Origin of the sequence: uncultured Sulfitobacter sp., from assembly GCF_947500075.1 — a bacterium.
Classification (GTDB): domain Bacteria; phylum Pseudomonadota; class Alphaproteobacteria; order Rhodobacterales; family Rhodobacteraceae; genus Sulfitobacter.
In genome coordinates, this window is record NZ_CANMQS010000003.1 from 31,028 (window position 1) to 56,987 (window position 25,960).

Here is a 25,960-nt window from a genome sequence, read left to right on the forward strand (position 1 = left end):
GGGGACAGCACTGTCAAGGCAAGCCGGCGTCACGTTACCGGGCGCGCTTCGATCCGCACTCGGGTCGAGGGTTATTGAGGGCCTTTTAATGCCTTGGCCGCATCTCGCGCCGCATGAAGGACCCCAACGATCTCAACCGCATTTCGCGAACCACGATAGTAAATGACATGGGTCCCGGCGACAAAGCCGCGAATATCCGGGCCGATCTCTGGTCGTGCCTGACCAAGATTCGGATTTTCTGCCAGCCAATGGAACCGGGCATCAAGCATGGCCATGTGGGATTCCATCTGCTTGATGCCCCAGGTCTCGATTGAATAATCAGCTATGTCGTCAAGATCCTGACCGGCACGGTCAGAGACGCGAAACACCTTACTCATACGCGCACTTTGGCACGCGCAATCACGTCCTGAATGTCGTAGTTCTCCACAAACCGCCCCTCATCCGCATCCCGGATCCCCTCCTGCACATGCGCCCTGAGGGCCGCCAGCTTGTCGCGCTCTATCTCCATGTGCCGCAGCGCTTCGCGCACAACCTCGCTGGCAGAGCCGTATCGCCCTTCCGCGACCTGCTCTTTGATGAATTTGTCCCAATGTTCGCCCAGACTGAAACTTGTGGTCGCCATGTCATGCCTCCAGTGAATTATTCATATTGAATATATACGCACGCACGCGCCTGATCAACTGGGGCGCATCAGGCGCTCATTCCTTGCTCCACCGCTTTGCCGTATCGCGGTAAAGATGCAGCACCACCTGATCATGCACCCCACCCGCATAGTCGAACGCGCCCCCGCAGGCGGCGTGAAACTGCGGCAGGGTCAGGTCTGGAAAGCGGAACATCTCCGCGTCGATGTCCTCCTGCCGCGCGCCAAAGATCACCCGGTCGATCCCGGCCCAGCGCATCGCGGCCAGACACATCTCGCAGGGCTGGCAGGAGGAAACCAGCGTACAGCCCGACAGGTTCCTGCGGCCCAGCGCAGCAGCGGCTTTGGCGATGGTCACAACTTCGGCGTGGTGCGTGGGGTCCTGATCCGCCCGTGCGGTGTTGCGTCCACGGACCAGTTCGCGGCCCTCATGCAGAATGGCAGCAGTGAAGGCCGGACCCGTCTCCGTCGCGCCAATTTCCACAGCCCAGTGATTGATGCTCTCCATCACCTCCCACTCAAGATCCGTAGCGGTCGTGGTACCCGTCACCCCCGCGCCTCATCCATCAACCGCCGCATCTCTGCCATGGCGGGCTGCAATCCCCGGAAAATCGCCTCTCCGATCAGGAAATGCCCGATGTTGAGCTCCCGCGCTTCGGGGAAAGCGGCGACAGGCTGCACGGTCTCATAGGTCAGACCGTGGCCCACATGCACCTCAAGGCCCAACCCATGGGCGTAGGTCGACATCTCCCGCAGGGCCTGCAACTCCCGGTCGCGATCCTCAAAACGGCCCTCGTGGTGGGCGTCGCAATAGGCACCCGAATGCAGTTCAATCACTTCGGCACCAATGCGGTGCGCGGCGTCGACCTGCCGCTGATCGGCTGCAATAAAGATCGACACGCGGCATCCGGCATCGCGCAGGGGGGCGATGTAATGGGCCAGACGGTTCTCGTCACGTGCCACTTCCAGCCCACCTTCGGTTGTGCGCTCTTCCCGCTTCTCGGGCACGATGCAGACCGCATGCGGTCTGTGACGCAATGCGATCTGCTGCATCTCCTCTGTCGCGGCCATCTCGAAATTAAGGGGCACGGTCAGCATATCCATCAGCCCTTCGATATCCGCGTCAGAGATATGGCGCCGGTCTTCGCGCAGATGCGCGGTAATGCCATCCGCGCCCGCCTCTTCGGCGATGCGCGCCGCGCGCAGCGGATCGGGCGTATCGCCCCCCCGCGCATTCCGCACGGTTGCCACATGATCAATGTTCACACCCAGCCGCAGTTTCTCAGTCGTGGTCATGGTGTCCCTTCCCCCGGTCCCTTGGCCTTGCGCTTGGCATCTGCCTTGGCGGCGGCCTTCTGTTTCAATTCTTCGAATTTCGCCTTCAGCATCCCGCGGCGGCGCTTTTGATAAGCGTAGAGCAGCGGCACCATCAGGTAGTAACAAATCGTGGCGCAGATCAGCCCCGGCAGAATGCCTCCGATCAGATAGGGGTAGAACACCTCTTCGCGGAACACCGCAAGACCGGCCCAATCCATCTTCTCATCGGTGAAAATTGCCTTGAGGTTATGCCACAAATCCGCACCCGCATCGACAAACTTACCGCCCAGCGACCGATGCACGGCTTCGTCCATCTTGGTGCCCAGAATGACATGACCGGTCTGCAAGGCGACCACACCAATGGGCACATAGGTCAGCGGATTGCCAAAAAACGTGCCCATCAAGGCCGCCAGCACATTGCCCTTCATCGCGCGGGCAATGAGGAAAGCGATCAGAAAGTGAATGCCATAGAATGGCGTAAAGGCCGTGAAAACACCCGCCCAGACGCCCCGCGCAATGCGGTCAGGGCTGTCGGGCAGCCGCTTCATCCGATGCCGGACGTAGTAGAACGCGCGCGTCCAGCCGCCGCGCGGCCACAGAAATTCGGCCACCGCGCGCAAAGCTGGTTTCGGATCGCGGCGCTTGAAAATCAAATCTGGTTTCCACTGCTATTCAAAATCCCTGACCGGCGCATGTGTCAGACACTCTGTTTCTCTCGTTTAGACGCATCCCCATTCCGATGCCGCCTGATTTGCGCAACATCACTATCGGCTTCGAGTGTCAGCATCAGGGCATGAAGGTGTTCAATGTCTCGCAATGAGACATAGATCAGAAGGCGGTAAAAGTCAGGTTTTCGTTCGATAAATTCCAAGTCTGAAATATTGGCGGCGGCCTCGCCGATCAAGGTGCAGATGCGCCCCAGATTGCCGGTGCCGTTGCCGAGGGTCAGATCGATGGTCACATCGTATACCGCAGGGTGATTGCCCTCATGCCAGCGCAGGTCGATCCAGCGCTCGGGCTGGTCTTCATACACGCTCAGCTTTTCGCAATCGATGGTATGGACCGTCACACCCTTGCCGCGAAATGTAATGCCGATGATCCGCTCACCGGGCAGCGGGCGACAACAGGTGCCGCGGTCAAAAGACTGGCCGGGTTCCAGACCAACAACCGCTTCCTGCGCGTTGATCTGGTCGCTCTTGCGCGGGGCAAGATCGGCATAAACCGCCTGCACCACCTCGCGGCCTGTCAGCTCCGAACTGCCCAGCTGCGCCAACAGGTCTTCGACGCTTTCCAGCCGCATGTTCTTGCAGGCTGTGCGCAGCGCCTTGTCCGTGGCCTTGCGCCCCACCTGCGCAAAAGCAGAGCGGGCAAGCTCCTGCCCCAGCTTCACAAACCGCTCCCTGTCCACCGCGCGCAGCGACCGGCGGATGGCGCTTTTGGCCTTGCCGGTGGTGGCAATGTCCAGCCATGTGGCTTGCGGAGTCTGGCCTTCGGCGCTGATGATCTCAATGCTCTGGCCGTTCTTCACGCGGGTCCACAGGGGCACGCGCATGCCGTCCACCTTGGCGCCCACACAGGCGTTGCCGATGCGGGTGTGAATGGCATAGGCAAAATCAATCGGCGTCGCTCCACGCGGCAGCTTGACCACATCCCCCTTCGGCGTGAAGCAGAACACCTGGTCGGCGTACATTTCCAACTTCACCGCTTCCAGAAAATCCTCGTGATCATCCTCGGCATCGAATTGTTCGGTCAGTTGCGAAATCCACTTGGCCGGGTCCACGGCAAAGGGGTTCTGCGTGCGCACCCCGTCGCGATAGGACCAATGCGCCGCCACGCCGGTTTCGGCCACGTCGTGCATCTGCCGCGTTCTGATCTGCACCTCGACCCGCTTGCCGTCCCGGCCCGAAACCGTGGTGTGGATCGACCGATAGCCGTTGGATTTGGGCTGGCTGATGTAATCCTTGAACCGCCCCGGCACCGCGCGCCAGCGCTGATGGATCGCGCCCAGCGTGCGGTAACAATCTTCTTCGGTGCCGGTGATCACGCGGAAGCCATAAATGTCGCTGAGCCGGGAGAAACTTTGCTCCTTCTCCTCCATCTTGCGCCAGATGGAATAGGGTTTCTTGGCGCGGCCGAACACATCAGCGATCACGCCCGCGCGCTCCAGCTCATGGCGCATGTCGGTGGTGATCCGCTGGATCACATCGCCGCTTTCGCGTTGCAGCGTGATGAAGCGGCGCATGATGCTGGCGCGGCCTTCAGGGTTGAGCACCTTGAACGCCAGATCCTCCAGCTCCTCACGCATCCACTGCATGCCCATCCGGCCTGCCAGTGGTGCATAGATGTCCATCGTTTCGCGTGCTTTCTGGGCCTGCTTTTCGGGGCGCATCGCCTTGATGGTGCGCATGTTGTGCAGCCGGTCTGCCAGCTTGACCAAGATCACCCGCAGATCCTTGGACATCGCCATAAAGAGCTTGCGAAAGTTCTCGGCCTGCTTGGTCTCGGTTGAGTTCAGTTGCAGGTTGGTCAGCTTGGTCACGCCGTCGACCAATTCCGCCACCTCAAGGCCGAACATCTCCTCCACATCCGTGAAAGAGGCTTTGGTGTCCTCAATCGTGTCGTGCAGCAATGCGGTGATCAGCGTGGCGTCGTCCAGCTGCTGTTCGGTCAGAATGGCAGCGACAGCGACGGGATGGGTGAAATACGGCTCGCCCGAGTGGCGGCTCTGCCCCTCGTGCATCTTCGCGCCATAGTCAAACGCCGCCTTGATCAGCGGCGCGTTGGTTTTTGGGTTGTAGGCCCTGACAAGGTCCAGCAAGGCATCAGCACTGATCTCTGCGGTCTGCATCGCCGGTGCCTTTCAGCCTCCGGTCAGAACGGCGTCAGCCCTGACCTTGCGCCGCCATCAACTGACGCAGCAACATCTCTTCGGACATGCTGTCTTCTTCAGGCTTGTCCTGCTCCTGACCCATCAAAAGCGCCATGGCGTCTTCTTCAGGCTCATCGACTTCGATCTGGCTCTGGTTGCTTTCGATCAGACGCTCACGCAGATCATCGGCTGACTGCGTTTCTTCCGCAATCTCCCGCAGGGAGACAACCGGGTTCTTGTCGTTGTCGCGGTCCACAGTCACAGCAGAACCCGCGGAAATTTCCCGCGCCCGATGTGCGGCCAGCATCACCAGATCAAAACGGTTGGGAACTTTATCGACACAGTCTTCGACGGTTACGCGGGCCATGGAATACTCCAATTTCAGCAAATGCGGTCAGAAGACGGTTATCTAGGGCGGATTCTCCTGATTTACAAGCGTCTATTGCATCACCACAACGCTGTCGCGATCAGCCTGCGGCAGGGCCTCCAGCATCTCGGTCACGGTGCGGTTCAGGGCCGGGTGGCGCCAGTCCGGCGCGACATCGGCAAGCGGCACCAGCACAAAGGCGCGGTCTTGCAAACGCGGGTGCGGCAGGACCAGTTCCTCTGGCGCCTCGGCCATTTGTTGCGACAGTTCAAGCTGACGCCAGCGCGCATGGGTATGGAGGTCAGGCAACAGCAAATCGCCGATGGCAATCAGATCCAGATCAATCATGCGTTCGCCCCATCGGGCCCGGCGTACGCGACCCAGATCGGCTTCAATCCCGTGCAACACCGCCAGCACCTCCTCAGGAGGGCCGGGCAACGCCAGCCGCGCTGCTGCATTGGCAAAGTCGGGGCCTGCGCCAGCGGGAAACGCCGGGGTTCGATAAATTGGACTCCGACAACGAATCACCGCCCCCTTTTCCTTTAGCGCAATCAGCGCCATATTGAGGGTATCTGCGGGCGAACCGGCAGATGACGTAAGGTTAGACCCAAGTGCAATTAGGACATCATCGTTGGTTTTGAGCGGTAGACCGCCGTTTTCCCCGTGACCCAAGGCTTGCGACATGATCAAAAATCCATAGTGATGCGCCGGAATTGAAGGCGCTGGTTTGTTAATTGGTTCTACTTCAGTCTCTGACACAACACATTTTCACTATCTTCAGGCGTGGTCGACGCTGAAAGGATACATATGTTTTACAAGGACGAGCGTCTGGCGCTGTTTATTGATGGCTCCAACCTATACGCAGCTGCGAAAACCCTCGGGTTTGACATTGACTACAAACTGCTGCGGCAGGAGTTCATGCGCCGGGGCAAGTTGCTGCGCGCGTTCTATTACACCGCGCTTTTGGAAAATGACGAATATTCCCCCATTCGCCCGCTGGTGGACTGGCTGAATTACAACGGATTTTCCATGGTGACCAAACCCGCCAAGGAATACACCGACAGCATGGGCCGCCGGAAGGTGAAGGGCAACATGGACATCGAACTGGCCGTTGATGCGATGGAACTGGCCCCGCGCGTGGATCACATTGTCATCTTCTCCGGCGACGGCGATTTCCGCCCGCTGGTGGAAAGCCTGCAACGGCAGGGCGTGCGCGTCTCTGTGGTGTCGACGATCCGCAGCCAGCCTCCGATGATCTCCGACGATCTGCGCCGTCAGGCGGACAACTTCATTGAGCTGGAAGAATTGCGCGACGTGATCGGCCGTCCCCCCCGTGAAGGCGGCGCCGACACCGTCGGGCGGTAGGGTCAGGACCCATCAAGCTGGTCCATCTGCCAAGAGCCCCGGTCACCGGGGCTTTTTGCTGTTTGAGGGACCCGCGCGCGCACAGGCAATTGTCCCGCGGGGTCTGATGGTGCGCAGGGATATTTTTGGCCAAAAAGAGGGGCCAGGTCGGTACGCCGGCAGCAGCCCGTGGTCCGGCGATCCGAGCGTGGCAGGCACGGGGTGGAGAAGGGGTGAACCCCTGATGAATGTCAACAGACCCTAGTTCGGCCGCCGCGCGATGCGCACTTCGGAATCTGCGGCTTCATCCAGATCACGTGATGCCGCTTGCAGCAGGAAAAGCGGCTCCGCGTCATAGGGCAGATCACGATACTTCACCTGTCCCAACCGGAAAATCGTGCGGTGCTGGGCGGCTGGGAAAAACCGAGTGTCCGCTTTCAGGGCCGCCCGTTCAAAAGCAGCAATCATCGACGCAGTTTCCCCTTCGTGGCTGCTGTGGGCGAGGCCCATGAAGACCCCCTCCCCCTGATAAGAGACGATCCCGTCCAGCTCTGCCATTTCCTGGGTCAGATGTTGTGACAGATGCACCAGATACCGCTCCCCCTCCGCAGTGCGCAGGGCGCTGGTGATGGCTGCAAGGTTTTCGATCTTCATCATCACAACCGAAAGGCTTTGGCGGGTTGGCCTGGCAATCCGTTGCAGGCAGTTTTCGAACACATCATCGGTGACCATACCGGTTTCCGTCTGCGGATCCTCCTCCCCCTGCCGCTGCGCTGCGCAGTGACGGCGAAAGGCATTCTCAAGCTGTTCAGGCGCCTGCGTCGGCGCGCGCATCCAGCGGGCCAGATCGGCATTGCGCAATTCCGCGGCGTGGATGCGGGTTTCAAGCTCGAACATCTCGAACGGCTTGGGGATGTAATCCCATGCCCCCGCGACAAATGCCTGCGCCATGTGATGTCTGTCACTGAGCGCGCTCAGCATGATGATCGGCACAATCTCATACCCTTTGATCCTGCGGATATGGGTGATCAGCTCGATCCCCGTCATCCGAGGCATGCTCACATCCAGCAGGATGCAGTCAAACGGCGTGTCGGAAAAGTCGATATGGCTGAGTGCCTCTCCTCCCGATCGGGCGAAATGCACATCTTCGTAACCAATGGAGAGAAGGAAAATCTCGATGATCTCAAGGATAATTACATCATCATCGACAACAAGTATGCGCATCTATTCTTCCCTTCCCGGGACTCACGCCAAAGCACACAGAAGCCGATCAAAGGTGAAAAACTATGGGCTGTCAGGCATTTATCCGTCGTACGTATAGAGAGGTCTTTCGGTTGTAATGTTAATATAGGACAAAATCCACAGGTTTTGTCACTTAAAGTTGAAACCGTTAACCGCACCTAAACCCAAGGGTTTTCTTCGCAGCTGCGACGCTGGTGAAACTGGACCTTGGCCTGCGCAGGTATTAGGTCTGTCGTGACACAGGAGAGCGCCATGACCCAATCGCCACTGACCCTATACCTCGCCGCGCCCCGTGGCTTTTGCGCAGGCGTGGACCGGGCCATCAAGATCGTTGAAATGGCGTTGGAGAAATGGGGCGCGCCCGTCTATGTGCGCCACGAAATCGTGCACAACAAATTTGTCGTGGACAGCCTGCGCGACAAGGGCGCGGTGTTTGTCGAGGAACTCTCGGAATGCCCCGACGACCGGCCGGTGATTTTTTCCGCCCATGGCGTGCCGAAATCCGTGCCCAGCGCCGCGCAGGCCCGCAACATGGTCTATGTCGATGCGACCTGCCCGCTTGTCTCCAAGGTGCATATCGAAGCCCAGCGCCACGCCGACAACGGGTTGCAGATGATCATGATCGGCCATGAAGGCCACCCCGAAACCGTGGGCACCATGGGGCAACTGCCCGAGGGCGACGTGCTGCTGGTGGAAACCCCCGAAGACGTGGCAACGGTCGAGGTCCGCGATCCAGCCAAGCTTGCCTATGTCACCCAAACCACCCTCAGCGTGGACGACACCGCCGACATTGTCGCCGCCCTCAAGGCGCGGTTCCCCGCCATTGTCGGCCCGCACAAGGAAGACATCTGCTACGCCACCACCAACCGTCAGGAAGCCGTCAAGGCGATGGCCCCCAAATGCGACGCGATGCTGGTGGTCGGCGCGCCCAATTCATCAAACTCCAGACGTCTGGTGGAGGTCGGCGCGCGGGCAGGCTGCGCCTATGCGCAACTGGTGCAGCGCGCCACGGACATCGACTGGCGTGCGCTGGACGGGATCAGCAGCATCGGCATCACCGCAGGTGCCTCCGCCCCCGAGGTGCTGATCAACGAAGTCATCGACGCCTTCAAGGACCGCTATACCGTGACCGAGCAACTGGTTGAGACAGCGGTGGAGAATGTGGAGTTCAAAGTGCCCCGCGTGCTGCGCGAACCGGCCTGAATGATCCGATCAAAAGGCTTTCAGCCAGCTGGTCATGGGCAGACGGCACAGAGGATCGCGCAGTGATCCTCGAAGGCCCTGATGGATGGCGTGCATCCGGGAAGCAGGGCCAGACGCGATATTGGCTTTCCTGCACGGCATCCTTCGAATGCACTTTTGTAAACGTCATCACGTCTACTGATGCTGGCAAGCATGAACTGAAGCTGCACCGCACAATGGACGGCTGGAAAGATGCGAACGGATTGATCTTGCCCTGCAGTCGGAATGCCCTTGATCCGGACATCGCCTGCACCGCATTAACCAACACTTACCCCATTCGGAGACTGGAAAAACAGGGCATAGCGGACGCGACGATTGACGTGCTCTTTATTCCCGTTCCAACGCTCTCACCGCGAATTGTATCGCAACGCTATACCAAAGTAGAGGACGGCTGGCGGTACGAGAACACACTCAGTGGATTTACAGCGTTGCTTTCCCTCGACAAAGACGGTCTGGTCACAGACTATCCCGGTGTCTGCAAGCGAACAAAGGCTTCATCATGATCACCCTGCAATTCCTCCTGACGGCCTTTGTCGTCGTCATCGCGCCCGGCACCGGGGTGATATACACCCTTGCTCTGGGCCTTGGCCAAGGCCGCCGTGCCGCCCTCTGGGCCGCACTTGGGTGTACCTTCGGGATCGTCCCGCATCTGGCCGCCGCGACGCTGGGGCTGGCTGCTGTGCTGCATACGTCTGCTTTGCTGTTCACGGTGATCAAATTCGCCGGGGTGGCCTATCTTCTCTATCTGGCGTGGCAGAGCCTGTCCTCTGGCGGGGCGCTGAACGTCTCGGGCACCCAAACGCGCGACAGCGGCTGGCGCATTGCCCGGCGCGGCGCGTTGATCAATATCCTCAACCCCAAACTGTCGATCTTCTTTCTGGCCCTGCTGCCCCCGTTCCTCAGCGGCGCGGCGGCAACGGCAACGTCTGAGATGGTGATGATGGGCGCGATCTTCATGCTGATGACCTTTGCGGTCTTTATCCTCTACGGCTGTTTTGCCGCTGCCGCCCGGACCTGGCTGCTGGGATCCGAGGTGGTGATGCGCTGGCTCAGCCGGTCTTTCGCCGCCATCTTTGCCGCACTGGCCGGGCGGCTGGCGCTGGAACGTGCATGACCCAAAGGACCCTTGACTGATGAGCCGCATCCCCGCCCCAGCCCTTTTGCTTGGCATCGCCGGGCTGATCCCCTTTGTCTGGGCCGCCCTGCTGATCCTTGGTCTGTCCGGCGGGCGGGAGGCAAACCTGCCCCCTGCCCTCTCTGGCGACGGTCGGCTGATCATGATCCGCTACGGCGGGATTATCCTGCCGTTCATGTCCGGGGTGCTCTGGGGCTTTGCCACCAAAGCCAGCGGCGGCCGCGCGGTGGCGGCCTACGCGCTGTCAGTGCTGCCTGCACTGTGGTGGTTCTTCATGCCCGGCACCGGTGCGGTCAGCGCGCTGACCAACCTCGCCACCGGGTTTCTTGCGGTGCTGATCCTTGATTTCTTCTTCCACCGCTGGAACCTAACCCCCGGCTGGTGGATGACCCTGCGGATACAGCTGACCGTGATCGTGCTGATCTGCCTCGCGATTGGCATCTGGGCATGAGCGATCCTGAAACCCTCGCCGTCTATGCCGCCAAAGTGGGTGATTACGTCGCCCTGACCGGTGATGGCGCCACCCGCGACCCGTTGCTGCGCGCGTTCATCGCGGATCTGCCCACAGGGGGCCACGTCCTTGACCTCGGCTGCGGACCGGGACACGCGGCGGCCACCTTGGCAGAAGCGGGCCTGCACGTCACGGCAACCGACGCCGTGGCTGAAATGGTCGAGATCGCCGCGCAACACCCCGGCGTGACCGCCCGTGTCGCCACCTTCGATGACATCTCCGAGGCAGCGGCCTACGACGGCATCTGGGCCAACTTCAGCCTGCTCCACGCCCCCCGCGCCGACATGCCCCGCCACCTCTCTGCCCTGCACCGCGCGTTGAAGGCCAACGGCCTGCTGCACATCGCGCTGAAGACCGGGACAGGCGAAAAACGCGACCCCATCGGGCGGCTTTACACCTATTACACCGACGCAGAACTCTCCGGCCTGCTGGCAGACGCGGGCTTCACCGTCACCTCCCGTGCCACGGGGCGCGAAAAAGGGCTGGACGGCGTCCCCGCCGATTGGTTAGCCCTGCGCGCATATGGCTAAGCTCTTTGCATACACAGACGGCGCGTGCTCAGGAAACCCCGGTCCGGGCGGCTGGGGTGCGCTGATGCAGGCCCGCGACGGCGACACGGTCGTCAAGGAACGCGAACTCAAGGGCGGGGAGGCCAACACCACCAACAACCGCATGGAGCTTCTTGCCGCCATCCACGCGCTCGAGACCCTTGAGCGCCCGACAGAGATCACGGTGGTCACAGACAGCAACTACGTCAAGAACGGCATCACCGGCTGGATCTTCGGCTGGAAAAAGAACGGCTGGAAGAACGCGGCCAAGAAACCCGTCAAAAACGCCGAACTGTGGCAACGCCTGGATGCGGCGACCGCGCAGCACAGCGTCACATGGGAATGGGTCAAAGGCCACGCAGGCCACCCTGAAAACGAACGCGCTGACGCGCTGGCGCGGGCGGGCATGGCGCCGTTCAAGCCCAAATGACCCTAGTTGCCCTGCTCGATTACGCCTCCGTGCTGATCTTTGCCCTGACTGGTGCATTGGTGGCCAGCCGCGCGCAGCTCGACATTGTCGGCTTTGCCTTTATCGCCAGCCTCACCGCCCTTGGCGGCGGCACCACCCGTGACGTGCTGCTGGACCGCAACCCGATCTTCTGGATCGACAACCCCACCTACCTTGCCGTCGCCGCCGCAGCGGCACTCACGGTGTTCTTCACTGCGCATCTCTTTGAAAGCCGCCTGCGCGCGCTCATATGGCTCGACAGTTTTGCCCTGTCCATCGCCGTGGCCGCCGGCGCAGGTGTGGCCATCGCACTGGACCAATCGGCAATCATCGTGATCCTGATGGGCATGATCACCGGCTGCATGGGCGGTCTGATGCGCGACGTGGTGGTCGATGAAGTGCCCATTGTCCTCAAACAGGGCGAGCTTTACGTCACCGCCGCCTTTGTCGGAGCCGCCACCGCCGCCCTTGCCCGTGCCTTCGATCTGGACAGCACCATCGCCCTGCTGGCCTGCGCCGGCGCCTGCTGGACCCTGCGCGCAGGCTCCCTCGCCTTCGGCTGGCACCTGCCCGTCTACAAAAGCATGCCGCCCAAGACCTGAACCCCACTTCCAAATGGTTCAAAAACCTCGGGAGTGTGAGGGTGGAAAACCCTCACCCGTCGCCCCCCGTGGCGACGGCACCGTCAGCGCCGCCAGTGAAACGGCACAATGATCAGCGCCCCGATCGAGGAGACAATCGCATTCATCCCCGGTGAGGCAAATCCGAACCCGAACATGATGCGAATGAAGTAGAACAGGAACGCCCCGCCCACGCAGATGATGATCGACTGGATGTAACCATTCTGCGTCCAGCCGGTCTTCTCGCTGGCATAGCCAATGATGCCGGCAATCACGACCGTCCCGAACAGCGTCAAAAACATCGCACTCTCCTCAGTCCAGCCGCGCACCCGCAGCGATCTGCGCCCCGCGCTGGAACACATCCGCATCCTGCGCCGCCTTGCCTGCCCGTTGCAAGCGCGTCAACCTGACGGCACCCTGCCCACAGGCCACGCACAAGGCGTCATCCAACACCTCTCCCGGCGCACCGGTCCCCCGCTCCAGAACCGAGCCCAGCGCCTTAACCCGCACACCCTCATGCACAAACCATGCCCCCGGAAAGGGCGACAGGCCCCGGATCAGGCGATCCACCTCCACCGCATCGCGGCTCCAATCAATCCGCGCTTCGGCCTTGTCGATCTTGGCAGCGTAGGTCACGCCGTCCTCCGGTTGCGGCATGGGCGTCAGACTATCCAGTCTGCCCAGCGCGTCGACCACCGCCGCTGCGCCCATCACGCTCAACCGATCATGCAACTGCGCCGTCGTCTCCACCGCACCAATCGGTGTCTCTCGCCGCAGCAACACAGGCCCGGTATCCAGCCCTGCTTCCATCTGCATGATACACACGCCTGTCTCCGCATCCCCCGCCATGATCGCCCGGTGGATCGGCGCGGCTCCGCGCCAGCGTGGCAGCAGGCTGGCGTGAATGTTCAGACACCCCTGCACCGGTGCATCCAGCACCACCTGGGGGAGGAGTAGCCCGTAGGCGACGACGACCGCGACATCGGCACCCAGCGTTGCAAACGCCGCCTGCACCTCCGCCGTCTTCAGCGACACCGGATAGCGCACCTGCAACCCCAAAGCCTCGGCCCGCGCCTGCACCGGGCTGGGGCGCTCTTTCTGCCCGCGCCCCGCCGGGCGCGGTGGCTGGCAATAGACGGCAACCACCTCATGCCCCGCTTCAACCAACGCCTCCAGCACCGGCACCGAAAAATCCGGCGTCCCCATGAAGACAACCCGCATCACTTCACCTTCCGGGCTTTGCGCAGCAGCATGTCGCGCTTCACCTTGCTCAAACGGTCAAAATACATCTTGCCCGCCAGATGGTCGATCTGGTGCTGCACGCTTGTCGCTTCCAGCCCCACAAAATCGCGCCGTGTGACCGTGCCGGTCTCATCCAGATAGCGCACCGTCACCGCGCGTGGCCGCGTCACCTTGGCAGAGACACCCGGCAGGTTCGGGCTGCCTTCCTCATGCACATTCATCTTGGCAGAGCTTTCCAGCACCACCGGATTGGCGAGATAGATCCGCTTGTTCCGCTCCGCTGAGGCGTCGACCACCGCGACCTGTTGCATCACCCCGATCTGGCAGGCGGCCAGCCCCACGCCCGGCATGGCGTCCATCGTCTCCACCATATCCGCCCAGAGCGCGCGGGTCTCATCGGTGACCTCCGCCACCTCTTCGCAGGGGGTACGCAATCGTTTGTCGGGCCAGGGAATGAAACGCCGGACAGTCATTGCGCTGCATACGCTGCCATCAGCGCCTCCCGGTCTTCAGCGGCCAGATGGTCAAAGGTCACCACCCCGTCCAGATGGTCCAGTTCATGCTGCACACAAGCCGCGGCAAATCCGTCAAAGCTCTGCACATAACGCGCACCGTTCAGCCCGGTCCAGACCATCTGCACCTGCGCAGGCCGGGTCACCTCGGCCAGCACGCCGGGGATGCTCAGGCAGCCTTCCTCGCTTGACGCGCGGTCCTCGCTCACCTCTTGCAGCATCGGGTTGATGCAGACCAGCGGGTCGGATTTCCCTTCCTTCCAGCCCACGTCCATCACGAACAACCGCTGCAACACACCCACCTGTGGCGCCGCCAAACCGCGCCCCGGTGCGGCATACATCGTCTCCAGCATGTCGCTTGCAAGTGTCTCGATCTCCGGCGTGATCTCCGCCACGGGCGCACAGGTTTCCGTCAGCCGCGGATCAGGCCAGAGAACAATCTCCCGAACGCTCATCCCCGCGCCAACTCGCGCTTCAGCTTGACCATCTTGCGGGTGATCATCTGGCGTTTGAGCGGTTTGAGATAGTCGATGAACAGCTTGCCATCCAGATGGTCGATCTCATGCTGCACGCAGGTCGCCCACAGCCCGTCGAAGCGCTCTGTCTGCTCAGTCCCGTCGCGGTCAATCCAGCGCACATCGACCTCCGCCGGGCGGGTCACATCGGCGTATTGATCCGGGATGCTCAGGCAGCCTTCCTCATAGGTGTTTTCGGTGTCCGACGACGCGATCACCTGCGGATTGAACATGATCAAAGGCCGGGGTTTCTGCCCTTCTTCCTTGACGCAATCCAGCACGATCAGCCGCTGCAGGATACCCACCTGCGGCGCGGCAAGGCCGATGCCCGGTGCCTCGTACATGGTCTTGAGCATGTCATCGGCCAGTGTCCGCAGGTCATCGCTGAGGTCATCAACGGGTTGGGCCATCTTTTTCAGCCGTGGATCGGGGTGCAATAGGATCGTGCGCTTCATGCCCCGTGATGTAAGTCAACCCGACACCCCGTGCAACCGGGGGCTTGCGGGCAGCGCAGAGCACGCTAGTTTCCGGCCCTATAGCGTAGGAGCACCCCCATGAGTTTTGACGAGATCATCGACCGCCGCGGCACCCATTGCGCAAAATGGGACAAGATGGAGGACCTCTACGGTGTCCCCACAGAGACAGGTTTGGCGATGTGGGTGGCTGACATGGATTTCCGCCCGCCGCAGGTGGTGCAGGATGCCGTGCAGCAGATGGTGGACCATGGCGTCTATGGCTACTTCGGCGATGACAGCAAATACCTGGATGCCATCGGCTGGTGGATGGAAAACCGCCACGGCTGGAAAGTGGATCCTGCATGGATCTTCACCACCCATGGGTTGGTCAACGGCACGGCGCTGTGTGTGGATGCGTTTACGGCCCCCGGCGACGGCATCGTGCTGTTCACGCCCGTCTATCACGCCTTTGCCAAGGTGATTAACGCCGCCGGTCGCAAGGTTGTCGAATGTGAGATGCCCCAGGCAGATGGCAGATACGCGATGGATTTCGACGCCTGGGATGCGCAGATGACCGGCGCGGAAAAGATGCTGATCCTGTGCTCCCCCCACAATCCCGGCGGTCGCGTCTGGACGCGGGCCGAGTTGCAAGGCGTGGCGGATTTCGCCAAGCGGCACGATCTGGTGCTGGTGTCGGATGAAATCCACCATGACCTGGTGATGCCCGGTCACACCCATATTCCCATGGCCCATATCGACGGGATCACCGACCGGCTGGTGATGATGACCGCGACCACCAAGACCTTCAACATCGCGGGATCGCATTCGGGGAATGTGATCATCGCAGACCCGGATTTGCGCGCAAAATTCGGGGCGCGGATGGCGGCGTTGGGTTTGTCGGCAAACTCCTTCGGGCTGTTCATGGCCACCGCCGCCTATTCGCCGGCCGGGGCGGAGTGGGTCGATGAGCTGGTCGGCTACCTCGCCGGGAACGCCAAGATGTTCGACGATGCGGTCAATGCCATCCCCGGCCTGCGGTCCATGTCGCTGGAGGCGACATACCTCAGCTGGGTGGACTTTGACGGCACCGGGATGGACCGGGATGAATTCACCAAACGGGTGGAGCAGACTGCCTGCATCGCCGCCAACCACGGCCCGACCTTCGGCAAGGGCGGGGAAAGCTTCCTGCGGTTCAACATCGCCACGCCCCGCGCCCGGATTGAAGAGGCCTGTGACCGCTTGGCGAAGGCGTTTGGCGATTTACAGTAGCCGCGCGCGTGACCCGGCCCCTGCCCAAGCTCGCCGCGCTGGCTGTTGTGCGGCGGGGAGACAATCTCCTGCTGGTGCAGCGCCGCAATCCGCCTGACGCAGGGCTGTGGGGGTTCCCCGGCGGCCATGTGGAGCTTGGTGAGACCGCTCTGGCCGCCGCTGCGCGGGAACTGCATGAGGAAACCGGGGTTGTCGCAACCCCCGAAACCTATCTGACCAACATCGACGTGATCCTGCCCGGTGATGACGGACAGGTGCAGTACCATTTCCTGCTGGCGGCGGTCCTGTGCCGCTATGTCTCTGGCACGCCACAGGCGCGCGACGATGTGAGCGATGCGGGATGGTTCACACTGGATGATATTGAAGGCCCAAACCTGTCGTGCAGCGCCCATGTGGACAGGGTCGCACGGCTGGCGCTGACGGTGTGAAACACCCACTCTGACGCCCAAAAACAGCCATCTGTCCCCGCGGGGACAGCCGTTAACCTTTTGTTACTGATGACAAATCAGCGCCTTGCGCGGCGTTCTTCAGGTTAATATCGGCCGAGGCAGGCGGGGTACATCCGCTGTGGGCTCTTTCACGAAATCAAGGGCAGCCCCCGTGGCAACGGGTGTTGCGCGTTTGAAATCGTAGCACATCTTGCCCTGCTCTTCGCGGTTGGCGACGATCAGGCATTGAAACAGATGATGTGACCCCTCGAAGACATCAACCCGTCCACGCAGGCGTGGCGCATCGGCGAGGTCAATCGCAAAACCGGTCTTCCACATCGCATCAAGCGCGAAGACCCGGTCGTTTGCCATCACCCGCAACCGCGATGATTTCTGTGATGTCAGCCGCCGCGCAGTATCAAGTGCGTCGCGAATCTCTTTCGAGAACGTCGGTTCCATAGTCTTTCCCCCCGCGCCAAGAGATGGGACATTGCTGGAGGGAGTCAACAGTATTCAAGGGCCTCCGGCGTGATCTTGTGCATTTGCGCAGGTCAGGTGCGCTGGAACAGGTCTGTGCAGCCTGATCCGCAGGCTCTAGTTAAAAGCAGACACAGCAGACGGGAGCGCGATCAATGGGCCTTTTGGTAGACGGACAGTGGCACGACACATGGTACGACACCTCCAGCACTGGGGGGAAATTTGAACGCGCCGCGGCCAAATTCCGCAACTGGGTGACAACGGATGGCAGCGCTGGCCCTTCGGGGCGCGGTGGGTTTGCTGCGGCATCAGGCCGCTACCATCTCTACGTCAGCTATGCCTGTCCCTGGGCGCACCGCACGCTGATCTTCCGCCAGATCAAGGGCCTTGCCCCGCACATCGGCTTTTCCGTTGTCCATCCCGATATGCTGAACGACGGCTGGACCTTCGCCACAGACCACAAGGGTGCGACCGGAGACCAGCAATTCGGCCTGCCGTTTGCCCGTGACATCTACACCCGCGCGGATCCCACCTTTTCGGGCCGCGTGACCGTGCCGATCCTGTGGGATACGCAGGAGGGCACCATCGTCTCCAACGAAAGCTCCGAGATTATCCGCATGTTCAACGACGCCTTCAACGGGGTGACCGGGAACACGGATGACTATTGGCCCGAGAACCTGCGCGCGGCAATCGAGCCGGTGAACGACCGGATCTATGACACCTTCAACAATGGCGTCTATCGCTGCGGCTTTGCCACCACGCAGGAAGCCTATGACGACGCGATTGGCCCGCTCTTTGACACGCTCGACTGGCTCGAAGACCGCCTGTCGCAGAATCGCTACCTGATGGGGGATGCCCTGACCGAAGCCGACTGGCGGCTGTTTCCGACGCTGGTGCGGTTTGACCCCGTCTATCACCTGCACTTCAAATGCAACCGCAAGCGGATCATCGATTATCCCAACCTCTGGGCCTACACGCGGGAACTCTATCAGGTGCCGGGGGTGGCGGAGACGGTGAATTTTGACCACATCGTGCGGCACTACCACTACAGCCATGACAGCATCAATCCGCACCGGATCATCCCGACCAACCCGGTGCTCGACTTCGATGCGCCACATGGGCGGGGGTGACGTCAGCTCGCCTCGGCGGCGTAATGCTCGATCATCGCGGCAAGATCTTCGGGTGAAGTGTCACTGGGCAAGAATGCACGGGCATTGGCGGAATGGGCAAAGATTGACCCATCCGAAAAGAACGTGGTGTTGGTGACAAACACCACGCGCGCCTCCGGCACGCGGTAGTTGGCGTAATCCGCAACGGCAAGGGCGGCGCCGTCTTCCAGCACCAGATCAAGAACAATGATGTCGGTGGGCTGGGTCGTCAGATGGTTGATCGCACCCTCCTGGTCGCCCACGAGCGTGACGTCCATACCTTGCCGCTGCAAGTGGGTTTTCCAAAGCGTGCCAAGCTCGCTCCGGCTTTCTACAATCAACACGTTCATCGAAATATCCGAAGCGGTTCTGTTTTGCGCAAAGATCGATGTTGACCATACGTCATCCTGACCCGCTGCGCGAAACTTTACACTCAAAATAATTTCTTACTCAACCTCGTTCCTTGCACAGGAGGCAGATTTCCGCTTTGGATCAGCGCGGTGGTAAAAACACCAGCAATCCGGGAGAGATGGGTGAGCCAGCACAACACGAGAGATCACGGCGGCGGGCTGGACGGGGCGGCGGCGCTTTATGGCGGCGCGCGCGGCGATTGGCTGGATCTGTCGACCGGGATCAACCCGGTGCCTTACCCTTTGCCTGCGCTGTCACCTGACGCCTGGACGGCCTTGCCTGACCGGGGCGCGCGGGACGCTTTGATCGCGGCGGCACGGCAGTTCTGGGGCGTGCCGGAAGGCTGCGCGGTTTTGCCGGTGCCCGGCGCATCCGCCGCGATTGCGCGGATCCCGGCGCTGATGCCCAAAGGGCGCGTCCATATCCCCGCCCCCACCTACAACGAACATGCGGCCAGTTTTGCGCAAGCAGGCTGGCAGGTTCTGGAGGATGTGCAAAGCGCCGATGCCAGCGTGCATGTGCACCCCAACAATCCCGATGGCCGCCTGTGGCAAGTGGATGATCTGACCGGCACGCTCCGCATCCTTGATGAGAGCTTTTGCGACATCGCCCCGGAGCAGAGCCTGATCGAAGCGGCAACGCATCCCGGCACGCTGGTCCTGAAGAGCTTTGGCAAGTTCTGGGGGCTGGCCGGGGTGCGGTTGGGGTTTGTGATCGGTGATCCTGCGTTAGTGGCAGCAATGGACGCGATGCTGGGCCCCTGGGCGGTGGCCGGACCCGCGGTGGAAATCGGGCGCACCGCACTGGAAGATCCAACCTGGGCCGCGCAGACACGCACCCGGCTGGCAGAAGACAGCGCGCGCCTTGATGACATGATGCAACGCGCCGGCGCGGCAGGCGTTGGCGGCACCACGCTGTTCCGGCTTTATGATGTGGCTGAGGCATCGGCGTGGCAGGACCGCCTTGCCCGGCATCACATCTGGAGCCGGGTTTTTCCCTACAATGCCCGCTGGCTGCGGTTGGGCCTGCCGGGGCCTGACGGGTGGGACAGGCTCACCCGCGCCCTGGCATGAACAGCGCGTTGATCCTTGTCTGCGCCCTGCTGCTGGATGCGGTGATGGGAGAGCCCCGGTGGCTCTGGTCCCGCGCGCCCCATCCGGCGGTGGTGATGGGCCGGATGATCGGCTGGGCGGATGCGCGGTTCAACACAGGCGAGGGCCGGAGGCTGAAGGGCGTTTTCGTTTTGCTTGGTGTCATGGCCGGTGCTGGCGGGGTTGGCGCGGTGCTGGCGCTGTTTGGCCCGGTGGTGGAAATCCTGGCCGCTGCTGTGCTGCTGGCCCAACGGTCACTGGTCGATCATGTCGCCGCCGTGGCCCGCGGCTTGCGGATGTCGCTGCAACAGGGCCGCCGCGATGTGGCGATGATCGTCAGCCGCGATACCGCCGCGATGGAGGAACCTGCGGTCGCCCGCTCTGCGATTGAAAGCGCGGCAGAGAACCTCAGCGACGGGGTGATCGCGCCTGCCTTCTGGTTTCTGATCGGCGGGCTGCCGGGGATCCTGATCTACAAGGTGGTGAACACGGCCGACAGCATGATCGGCTACCGCACCCCGCGCCATGCGGCTTTTGGCTGGGCCGCCGCGCGGATGGATGATGTCATGAACTGGATCCCCGCCCGGCTGACGGCGGCGCTGATCGCCCTGCCTGCGCGGCAGCTGCGTGCGTGGGTGGCGATCCGCGCGGATGCGGGGCAACACCGCTCTCCCAATGCCGGCTGGCCGGAGGCGGCGATGGCGCGGGCCATCGCAGTGGCTCTTGCCGGGCCGCGCGCCTATGATGGGGTGATGCAGCCGTTCGCTTGGGTGAATGCGGATGGCAAACGGGCCTTGGGGCCGGTGGATATTGATGCGGCCATCGCTTGCCTGTGGCGGGCGTGGGGGCTGATGGTCGGGCTGGCGCTGGTGCTGGGCCTTGTGATGATGTGAAGGATTTACATGCGACGTTTTCTGTTGGCTTTGCCGTTTTGCACCCTGCTCATGCCTGCTTTGGCCCTGCCTGCCCTGGCCCAATGCGGCGGTTCGTTTTCCGAGTTCATCGGCGGCTTGAAGGCGGAGGCCGTCGCCAGCCACGGCATTGCGCCGGAAACGGCGGATCAATTCCTCAAAGGCATCCGACAAGACCCTGCCGTGCTCAGCGCGGACCGCAAGCAAGGCGTGTTTCAGATCCCTTTCGTGGATTTCGCACGGCGTTTGATTTCCAACGACAGGATCAACCGGGGGCGGGCCAATGGCGACCGCTATGATGCGGTGTTTGACCGGATCGAGGCGACATACGGCGTGGACCGGGGCGTGCTGCTGGCCTTCTGGGCGTTTGAAACGGACTACGGCACCTTTCAGGGGGATTTCAACACCGCCAATGCGCTGGTGACGCTGGCGCATGATTGCCGCCGACCAGAGCTCTTCCGCCCGCAGGTCTTTGCCGCGATGGAATTGTATGCGCGCGGCGGGTTTGATCCCCGCCGCACCACAGGCGCATGGGCAGGTGAGATCGGCATGGTGCAGATGCTGCCGCGCGACATTCTGGAGAATGGTGTGGACGGCGATGGCGACGGGGACGTGTCGCTGAAAACCTCCGCGCCGGATGCGCTGATGTCGGGGGCCAAGATGTTGCAATCGCTGGGATGGCGCGCAGGGGAGCCGTGGATTGCGGAGGTGGCCTTGCCCGGTGATTTCGACTGGTCGCAGACCGGGTTACAGGTGGTGAAACCCGTGGCCGACTGGCAGGCGATGGGCGTGCAGCCGCGCAATGGCGCGTTGCGGGAGGGGCTGTCAGCGTCGATCCTGCTGCCGCAGGGACGGCGCGGGCCGGCCTTCCTCGCCTATCCGAATTTTCAGGTCTATTTCGATTGGAACCAGAGCTTTACCTATGTGATGACCGCCGCCTATTTCGCGACCCGTCTGAACGGGGCGGAGGTGTTTGATGCAGGCTCTCCCGAGCCGGGTCTGGATGGCGCGCAGATGAAGCGGTTGCAGACTCGGTTGCAGGCCCTGGGGCATGACGTGGGCGGCATTGATGGCATTCTGGGCGCGGGCACACGGGCTGCGGTGCGGGCCGAACAGGCCCGGCTGGGGATGCCGGTGGATGGCTGGCCGACGCCTGCGTTACTGTCCAAACTCTAGCGCGGCGCCTGTTCAGTCTGTTGCGCAGGGATATTTTTGGCCAAAAAGAGGGGCCAGGGCGGTGATAGGGTGGCGGGCCCTTGTGTTTGTCGCAGACCGGGCAGGCATCATGGGGAGAAGGGGTGAGATTCCCGTCTCAGGGGCGGACCGGGAAGCGGTCGCCGTTTTCGGTGATCATCACCAGCCGCCCGTGGCTGCGCACAAACCGGTCGCAGCGGCTGCGGCCGTTGCGGAACGCGATGCAGATCAGCCCGTCGGGGGCCACGTTGAAGCGGCCATAGGCCGTGCCGCCGTCGTTGGCATAGGTGTAGCTGTAGGCGCCACCGACTGAGTATCGGGAAACGCCCCCCTCGAAGAACGCCACGTCGTTGTTGGCGGTCATGGCGATAACCTCCGCCCGTTCGAGCGCCTCATCGCCGCTGAGAAGCGTGAAAGTCTCCGCATGGGCGGGGGTGGTGAAGAGGAGGAAAGCAAACAGGGCGCGCATGAGGTGCAGGCTACGTGCTGTGCTGCGCGCGATCCAGCCCCTTGCGATCACCTCTGCGTGCGGCACGCCGTCAGGCCACCATCGTTTCAGCTTTCTTCAGATCAACGGAGACCAGCTGGCTCACGCCCTGTTCGGCCATGGTCACGCCAAACAGGCGGTCCATCCGCGCCATGGTCACCGCATGGTGGGTGATGATCAGGAACCGTGTGTCGGTCTGGCGGCACATCTCATCCAGCAGGTCGCAGAACCGCGTCACATTGGCGTCATCCAGCGGCGCGTCAACTTCGTCCAGCACACAGATCGGTGCGGGATTGGCGAGGAACACGGCAAAGATCAGCGCCATCGCGGTCAGCGTCTGCTCCCCGCCTGACAGCAGGCTGAGGGTGCTGAGTTTCTTGCCCGGCGGTTGGCACATGATCTCAAGACCAGCTTCCAGCGGGTCATCAGATTCGACCATGACCAAATTCGCCTCACCCCCGCCGAAGAGATGGCGGAACAGGAGGGAGAAGTTGGCATTGACCTGCTCAAACGCGGTCAGCAGCCGTTCGCGCCCCTCCCGGTTGAGGCTGGCGATACCGGAGCGGAGCGTGGCGATTGCTTCTTCCAGATCGGCCTTTTCGGTGGTGAGCGTGTCGTATTCGGTCTGCACTTCGGCAGCGTCTTCCTCCGCGCGCAGGTTCACCGCGCCCAGCGCGTCACGCTGGCGTTTGAGGCGATTCACGTCGCCCTCCAGCGCATCGGCACCGGGCATCTGATCGGGGACCACCCCCAGGGAGGTGAGCAGTTGGTTCGGTGTCTGCTGCGATTCCTCCGCAATGCGCTCCGCGGCGATGGCGACGCTGTCGCGGGCGGCTTCCGAGCGGGCTTCGGAGGCGGCGCGGGCTTCGCGGGCCTCTGAGGCTGTGCGGGCGGCTTCGCGTTCGGCCGATGTCGCGTCGCGCAAAGCGCTTTCGGCGGCAGAGAGCGCATCGGCGGCGTCGGCCTTGCGGGTCTCTGCGGTGTGGATCTGTTCGGACAACGCCTCCCGTTTGGCGGCGATCTCATCGGGCAGAGCTTGCGCCTTGATCAGCTCCGCTTCGGAGTCCTCTTTCCGGCTGACCAGTTCGGCGCTGCGCTTTTCTGCCGTCTCAAGGCGATGCTTCCAACCGCTGATCTCCTTGGTGACTTCCTGCGCGCGCCTGGTGCGGGCCTCCCCCTCGCGGCGCAACTCGTCATGGGCGGAGCGGCGGGACATCATGGTGATCCGCGCGGCCTCCACAGTCATGCGCAGGTCTTCGACGGCGGCGCGGGCCTCCGACGGATCCCCCAATTCGGCCAGCGCCCGTTCCGCTTCCAGCAGGCGACCACGGGCGGCCATGGCTTCTTCCTCATGGCGCGTCACGGCAAGGCCCAGGCTTTCCAGACGGCCCTGTGACAGGTTGCGGTCCGCTTCGGCGCGGCTGAGGGCGCGGCCGGCATCCGCAACGGCAGCATCCGCTGCGCGACGGGCGGTACGGGCCGCGCGGTCGGCTTCGGTGCGGGCGGCAAGATCGGCAGTCAGGCTGTCATGGGCAGCGCGCGCGCCTTCGGCCCGCTGGCTGGCCTGCTCCAGCGATTGTTTGAGCACTTCAAGCCGGTTGAGCTGTTGCAGACGCAACGCGGCCGCTGAGGGCGCATCTTCGGCCCAGGCGCGGAACCCGTCCCAGCGCCACAGGTCCCCTTCGGTAGACACCAGCCGCTGGCCGGGTTTGAGAAAGGGTTGCAGCGCCGCCCCTTCGTCCGCGTCCACCAGTCCGATCTGGCCCATGCGGCGGGTGAGGACATCCGGCACCGATACATGCTGGCTGAGCGGGGTGACGCCCGCGGGCAAAGGCTGCGCACTGTCATAACCGGGCAGGACGGCCCAACCGGAGGGGCCATCGGCATCCACTTCGGGCGCGCGCAGATCATCGGCAAGGGCGGCGCCCAGCGCCTTTTCAAACCCGTGTTCAACCTGCAACCGGTCGAGGATCTGGCCCCCTTCGGCGGTGTCCCGTTCCACCAGTTTGGCAAGGGCGGCGGCTTCTGCACGCAGGGCGTTCATCTCGCCTTCGGCTTCTGATCGTTCGCCGCGTGCGTCCGCCTCTTTCGCCTGGGTGTCCGCGCGGGCGTCTTCGGCGGCGATCAGGGCGGCGTCCGCGGCAGCGGCAGCGCGGGTTGCGGTTTGCTCAGCTGTGCGCGCGGTCTCGTAATCCTCGCCTGCTTTGGCGAGGGCGGCTTGCGCATCGGCCACAGCCTGCCGCGCCTTGTCTGCTTCCGCTTCGGATTTGGCCTGGGTTTTCCGGCTGTCTTGCAGCAGCCGTTCGGCGGAGCCGTGTTTCGCAACCAACCGGGCGGCATCTTCGGTCTGGGTGGCCAGATCGCCTTCACGTTCTTGCAAAACCGATGCCGCCTCCCGCGCGGCTTCATTGGCAGCTTCCAGCGCGTCTGCATGGCCTTCGCTGGCTTTGGCCAGTTCGGTCGCTTCCCATTCCAGCCGTTCAATGGTGTCGCCTGCATCGCGGTTCAGCCCGCCTTCGCGGTCGATGTCGCGGGTCAGCTGGTCGATGCGGTGTGTCAGCGTGTCGATGGTCGCGGCGGCGCGGGCCTCTTCATCGGCCAGCGTGTCGCGCTGCACGGCGAGGCGTTGCAGGATGGCCGCCGCGATGGCTTCTTCTTCGCGCAGGGGCGGCAGCGCCTCTTCGGCCTGAGCGCGCAGTTTGGCGGCCTGTTGCACTTGTGCTTCGGCCTGTGCGGCAAGGGTCGTGTGGCTGCGCAGGGCCTCATCGGCGGTGGCGCGGGCGTCATCGGCTTCGCGCCAGCGGCGGTAGAGCAACATGCCTTCAGTGCGACGCAGCTGATCGCCGATTTCGCGGTAACGCGCCGCCTGACGGGCCTGGCGGGCGAGTTGCGCCAGTTGCGTGGCAAGCTGTTCAATCACGTCGTCCACGCGCAGCAGGTTCGCTTCGGCGGCGTTGAGTTTCAGTTCGGCTTCATGGCGGCGTTGGTAGAGGCCGGAGATGCCGGCCGCCTCTTCCAGAATGCGGCGGCGGTTCTTGGGTTTGGCGTTGATCAGTTCGGCAATCTGGCCCTGCCGGACCAACGCGGGGGAATGCGCCCCGGTGGAGGCGTCGGCAAAGAGCATCTGCACATCCCGCGCCCGCACGTCTTTGCCCGCCGCCTTGTACGCGCTGCCCACGTCGCGGGTGATGCGGCGAATGACATCAAGCTGGTCGTTGTCGTTGAACCCCGCAGGGGCCAGACGGTCACTGTTGTCGATGTGCAGGGCGACTTCGGCGAAGTTGCGCGCGGGCCGGGTGGCAGCGCCGGCAAAGATCACATCCTCCATCCCGCCGCCGCGCATCGCCGTGGGGCGGTTCTCCCCCATGACCCAGCGCAGCGCTTCCAGCAGGTTCGACTTGCCACAGCCGTTTGGCCCCACAACACCGGTCAGACCATCGGCGATGATCAGATCGGTGGGGTCCACAAAGCTTTTGAAGCCGGTCAGCCTGAGTTTGGAAAAACGCAACGGGCGGGGGTTCCTGATAGGGGTCCGGT

The 25,960-nt window shown here is 62.5% G+C and carries 32 protein-coding genes; 14 read left to right on the plus strand and 18 right to left on the minus strand.

Annotation, left to right across the window (positions count from 1 at the left end; all coding sequences use genetic code 11):
- Window positions 1-71 precede the first annotated feature (71 nt).
- From Q1A91_RS09875 to folK, 8 genes are all read right to left on the minus strand, one after another.
- Entirely contained in the window at window positions 72-377 is a 306-nt protein-coding gene (locus tag Q1A91_RS09875; RefSeq protein WP_299876297.1) for a type II toxin-antitoxin system RelE/ParE family toxin, read from the minus strand.
- Window positions 374-622, minus strand: a complete 249-nt coding sequence (locus Q1A91_RS09880; RefSeq protein WP_299876298.1) for a type II toxin-antitoxin system ParD family antitoxin — start codon at window positions 620-622, stop codon at window positions 374-376. Before Q1A91_RS09880 ends, Q1A91_RS09875 begins: the two co-directional genes overlap by 4 nt.
- 76 nt (window positions 623-698) lie before the next feature.
- A complete protein-coding gene (locus Q1A91_RS09885; protein ID WP_299876300.1) occupies window positions 699-1,190 on the minus strand; it encodes a nucleoside deaminase in 492 nt (163 codons plus the stop codon).
- Window positions 1,187-1,936, minus strand: a complete 750-nt coding sequence (locus Q1A91_RS09890; RefSeq protein ID WP_299876302.1) for a pyridoxine 5'-phosphate synthase — start codon at window positions 1,934-1,936, stop codon at window positions 1,187-1,189. The genes Q1A91_RS09885 and Q1A91_RS09890 overlap by 4 nt, the downstream gene beginning before the upstream one ends.
- The gene (locus Q1A91_RS09895; protein ID WP_299876304.1) at window positions 1,933-2,610 is read right to left on the minus strand and encodes a DUF2062 domain-containing protein; all 678 of its coding nucleotides are present in this window, start codon (window positions 2,608-2,610) and stop codon (window positions 1,933-1,935) included. Before Q1A91_RS09895 ends, Q1A91_RS09890 begins: the two co-directional genes overlap by 4 nt.
- Before the next feature lie 44 nt (window positions 2,611-2,654).
- A complete protein-coding gene (locus Q1A91_RS09900; RefSeq protein WP_299876306.1) occupies window positions 2,655-4,805 on the minus strand; it encodes a bifunctional (p)ppGpp synthetase/guanosine-3',5'-bis(diphosphate) 3'-pyrophosphohydrolase in 2,151 nt (716 codons plus the stop codon).
- A gap of 34 nt (window positions 4,806-4,839) precedes the next feature.
- Entirely contained in the window at window positions 4,840-5,193 is a 354-nt protein-coding gene (gene rpoZ, locus Q1A91_RS09905; protein ID WP_299876308.1) for a DNA-directed RNA polymerase subunit omega, read from the minus strand.
- A 72-nt stretch (window positions 5,194-5,265) separates the two neighbouring features.
- A complete protein-coding gene (gene folK, locus Q1A91_RS09910; protein WP_299876310.1) occupies window positions 5,266-5,877 on the minus strand; it encodes a 2-amino-4-hydroxy-6-hydroxymethyldihydropteridine diphosphokinase in 612 nt (203 codons plus the stop codon).
- Window positions 5,878-6,000: 123 nt separating this feature from the next.
- On the opposite strand from folK, the gene Q1A91_RS09915 reads away from it, so the two are divergent.
- Complete coding sequence (locus tag Q1A91_RS09915; protein WP_299876312.1) at window positions 6,001-6,558, plus strand: NYN domain-containing protein; 558 nt, start codon at window positions 6,001-6,003, stop codon at window positions 6,556-6,558.
- Between the two features lie 240 nt (window positions 6,559-6,798).
- On the opposite strand, the gene Q1A91_RS09920 is transcribed toward Q1A91_RS09915, so the two are convergent.
- Entirely contained in the window at window positions 6,799-7,761 is a 963-nt protein-coding gene (locus tag Q1A91_RS09920; protein ID WP_299876314.1) for a response regulator transcription factor, read from the minus strand.
- 270 nt (window positions 7,762-8,031) lie between these two features.
- Between Q1A91_RS09920 and ispH the strand changes: the two genes are divergently transcribed.
- The 7 genes from ispH to Q1A91_RS09955 all read left to right on the plus strand — a co-directional run bounded on the left by ispH (window position 8,032) and on the right by Q1A91_RS09955 (window position 12,265).
- Window positions 8,032-8,982, plus strand: coding sequence for a 4-hydroxy-3-methylbut-2-enyl diphosphate reductase (ispH, locus tag Q1A91_RS09925; protein WP_299876316.1), 951 nt, complete (start codon window positions 8,032-8,034; stop codon window positions 8,980-8,982).
- Between the two features lie 62 nt (window positions 8,983-9,044).
- Complete coding sequence (locus Q1A91_RS09930; RefSeq protein ID WP_299876318.1) at window positions 9,045-9,524, plus strand: putative glycolipid-binding domain-containing protein; 480 nt, start codon at window positions 9,045-9,047, stop codon at window positions 9,522-9,524.
- Window positions 9,521-10,135 carry a LysE family translocator gene (locus tag Q1A91_RS09935; RefSeq protein ID WP_299876320.1) on the plus strand — a complete coding sequence of 205 codons (615 nt, stop codon included), beginning with the start codon at window positions 9,521-9,523 and terminating at the stop codon, window positions 10,133-10,135. Before Q1A91_RS09930 ends, Q1A91_RS09935 begins: the two co-directional genes overlap by 4 nt.
- 19 nt (window positions 10,136-10,154) lie before the next feature.
- On the plus strand, window positions 10,155-10,607 hold the full coding sequence (locus Q1A91_RS09940; protein WP_299876322.1) for a DUF3429 domain-containing protein: 453 nt from the start codon (window positions 10,155-10,157) through the stop codon (window positions 10,605-10,607).
- Window positions 10,604-11,197: a bifunctional 2-polyprenyl-6-hydroxyphenol methylase/3-demethylubiquinol 3-O-methyltransferase UbiG gene (locus tag Q1A91_RS09945; RefSeq protein WP_299876324.1), complete on the plus strand. Its 594-nt coding sequence runs from the start codon at window positions 10,604-10,606 to the stop codon at window positions 11,195-11,197. Before Q1A91_RS09940 ends, Q1A91_RS09945 begins: the two co-directional genes overlap by 4 nt.
- On the plus strand, window positions 11,190-11,645 hold the full coding sequence (gene rnhA / locus Q1A91_RS09950) for a ribonuclease HI (RefSeq protein WP_299876326.1): 456 nt from the start codon (window positions 11,190-11,192) through the stop codon (window positions 11,643-11,645). The genes Q1A91_RS09945 and rnhA overlap by 8 nt, the downstream gene beginning before the upstream one ends.
- The gene (locus Q1A91_RS09955; RefSeq protein WP_299876328.1) at window positions 11,642-12,265 is read left to right on the plus strand and encodes a trimeric intracellular cation channel family protein; all 624 of its coding nucleotides are present in this window, start codon (window positions 11,642-11,644) and stop codon (window positions 12,263-12,265) included. Before rnhA ends, Q1A91_RS09955 begins: the two co-directional genes overlap by 4 nt.
- A gap of 83 nt (window positions 12,266-12,348) precedes the next feature.
- On the opposite strand, the gene Q1A91_RS09960 is transcribed toward Q1A91_RS09955, so the two are convergent.
- From Q1A91_RS09960 to def (Q1A91_RS09980), 5 genes are read right to left on the minus strand one after another with little or no spacing between them, the layout of a single operon-like run.
- Entirely contained in the window at window positions 12,349-12,585 is a 237-nt protein-coding gene (locus Q1A91_RS09960) for a hypothetical protein (RefSeq protein ID WP_299876330.1), read from the minus strand.
- 10 nt (window positions 12,586-12,595) lie between these two features.
- Window positions 12,596-13,504 (minus strand): methionyl-tRNA formyltransferase, encoded by a 909-nt coding sequence (gene fmt / locus Q1A91_RS09965; protein ID WP_299876332.1) that lies wholly within the window; start codon window positions 13,502-13,504, stop codon window positions 12,596-12,598.
- A complete protein-coding gene (def, locus tag Q1A91_RS09970; RefSeq protein ID WP_299876334.1) occupies window positions 13,504-13,998 on the minus strand; it encodes a peptide deformylase in 495 nt (164 codons plus the stop codon). The genes fmt and def (Q1A91_RS09970) overlap by 1 nt, the downstream gene beginning before the upstream one ends.
- Window positions 13,995-14,492, minus strand: coding sequence for a peptide deformylase (gene def / locus Q1A91_RS09975; protein ID WP_299876336.1), 498 nt, complete (start codon window positions 14,490-14,492; stop codon window positions 13,995-13,997). Before def (Q1A91_RS09975) ends, def (Q1A91_RS09970) begins: the two co-directional genes overlap by 4 nt.
- Window positions 14,489-15,007: a peptide deformylase gene (gene def / locus Q1A91_RS09980; protein WP_299876338.1), complete on the minus strand. Its 519-nt coding sequence runs from the start codon at window positions 15,005-15,007 to the stop codon at window positions 14,489-14,491. Before def (Q1A91_RS09980) ends, def (Q1A91_RS09975) begins: the two co-directional genes overlap by 4 nt.
- Window positions 15,008-15,106: 99 nt before the next feature.
- On the opposite strand from def (Q1A91_RS09980), the gene Q1A91_RS09985 reads away from it, so the two are divergent.
- Together Q1A91_RS09985 and Q1A91_RS09990 are read left to right on the plus strand one after the other, a co-directional pair.
- Window positions 15,107-16,276 carry a MalY/PatB family protein gene (locus tag Q1A91_RS09985; protein WP_299876340.1) on the plus strand — a complete coding sequence of 390 codons (1,170 nt, stop codon included), beginning with the start codon at window positions 15,107-15,109 and terminating at the stop codon, window positions 16,274-16,276.
- Between the two features lie 8 nt (window positions 16,277-16,284).
- Window positions 16,285-16,704: an NUDIX hydrolase gene (locus tag Q1A91_RS09990; protein ID WP_299876342.1), complete on the plus strand. Its 420-nt coding sequence runs from the start codon at window positions 16,285-16,287 to the stop codon at window positions 16,702-16,704.
- A gap of 99 nt (window positions 16,705-16,803) precedes the next feature.
- Here the strand turns inward: Q1A91_RS09990 and Q1A91_RS09995 are convergent, their stop codons facing one another.
- The gene (locus Q1A91_RS09995; protein ID WP_299876344.1) at window positions 16,804-17,163 is read right to left on the minus strand and encodes a hypothetical protein; all 360 of its coding nucleotides are present in this window, start codon (window positions 17,161-17,163) and stop codon (window positions 16,804-16,806) included.
- A gap of 173 nt (window positions 17,164-17,336) precedes the next feature.
- On the opposite strand from Q1A91_RS09995, the gene Q1A91_RS10000 reads away from it, so the two are divergent.
- Window positions 17,337-18,311 carry a glutathione S-transferase family protein gene (locus Q1A91_RS10000; protein ID WP_299876346.1) on the plus strand — a complete coding sequence of 325 codons (975 nt, stop codon included), beginning with the start codon at window positions 17,337-17,339 and terminating at the stop codon, window positions 18,309-18,311.
- A gap of 2 nt (window positions 18,312-18,313) precedes the next feature.
- Here the strand turns inward: Q1A91_RS10000 and Q1A91_RS10005 are convergent, their stop codons facing one another.
- The gene (locus Q1A91_RS10005; protein WP_299876348.1) at window positions 18,314-18,679 is read right to left on the minus strand and encodes a response regulator; all 366 of its coding nucleotides are present in this window, start codon (window positions 18,677-18,679) and stop codon (window positions 18,314-18,316) included.
- A 183-nt stretch (window positions 18,680-18,862) separates the two neighbouring features.
- Between Q1A91_RS10005 and cobD the strand changes: the two genes are divergently transcribed.
- Genes cobD through Q1A91_RS10020 form a run of 3 tightly spaced genes read left to right on the plus strand, consistent with a single transcriptional unit; the run spans window position 18,863 to window position 21,918 of the window.
- Window positions 18,863-19,813, plus strand: a complete 951-nt coding sequence (gene cobD / locus Q1A91_RS10010) for a threonine-phosphate decarboxylase CobD (protein ID WP_299876350.1) — start codon at window positions 18,863-18,865, stop codon at window positions 19,811-19,813.
- Window positions 19,810-20,724 carry an adenosylcobinamide-phosphate synthase CbiB gene (gene cbiB / locus Q1A91_RS10015; protein WP_299876353.1) on the plus strand — a complete coding sequence of 305 codons (915 nt, stop codon included), beginning with the start codon at window positions 19,810-19,812 and terminating at the stop codon, window positions 20,722-20,724. Before cobD ends, cbiB begins: the two co-directional genes overlap by 4 nt.
- 9 nt (window positions 20,725-20,733) lie before the next feature.
- Window positions 20,734-21,918, plus strand: a complete 1,185-nt coding sequence (locus tag Q1A91_RS10020; protein WP_299876355.1) for a lytic murein transglycosylase — start codon at window positions 20,734-20,736, stop codon at window positions 21,916-21,918.
- Window positions 21,919-22,054: 136 nt separating this feature from the next.
- On the opposite strand, the gene Q1A91_RS10025 is transcribed toward Q1A91_RS10020, so the two are convergent.
- Together Q1A91_RS10025 and smc are read right to left on the minus strand one after the other, a co-directional pair.
- Window positions 22,055-22,471 (minus strand): hypothetical protein, encoded by a 417-nt coding sequence (locus tag Q1A91_RS10025; protein WP_299876357.1) that lies wholly within the window; start codon window positions 22,469-22,471, stop codon window positions 22,055-22,057.
- Between the two features lie 4 nt (window positions 22,472-22,475).
- A complete protein-coding gene (gene smc / locus Q1A91_RS10030; protein ID WP_299876359.1) occupies window positions 22,476-25,931 on the minus strand; it encodes a chromosome segregation protein SMC in 3,456 nt (1,151 codons plus the stop codon).
- Window positions 25,932-25,960 lie beyond the last annotated feature (29 nt).